Source organism: Sedimentibacter sp. B4 (assembly GCF_000309315.1).
Classification (GTDB): Bacteria; Bacillota; Clostridia; order Tissierellales; family Sedimentibacteraceae; genus Sedimentibacter; species Sedimentibacter saalensis.
The window spans coordinates 1-241 of the sequence record NZ_CANG01000849.1; the positions used below are offsets into that span (position 1 = coordinate 1).

Sequence of the window (241 nt, forward strand, 5' to 3'; positions counted from 1 at the left end):
GGTGGCCGCATCCCCAAGGAGTACATCCCCGCGGTGGACGCCGGCATCAAGGAGGCCATGGCCTTCGGCCCGCTGGCCGGCTATCCGGTGGAGGACATCAAGGTCACCCTGCTGGACGGCGCCTACCACGACGTCGACTCCTCGGAACTGGCCTTCAAGATCGCCGGCTCGATGGTCTTCAAGGAGGCCGCGCGCAAGGCCGACCCGGCCCTGCTGGAGCCGCTGATGGCGGTCGAGGTGA

At 68.5% G+C, this 241-nt stretch carries 1 pseudogene; it reads left to right on the forward strand.

Features of this window, described 5'->3' with window-relative positions:
• Window positions 1–241, forward strand: a pseudogene (gene fusA, locus BN358_RS13375) (elongation factor G); the annotation flags it as partial.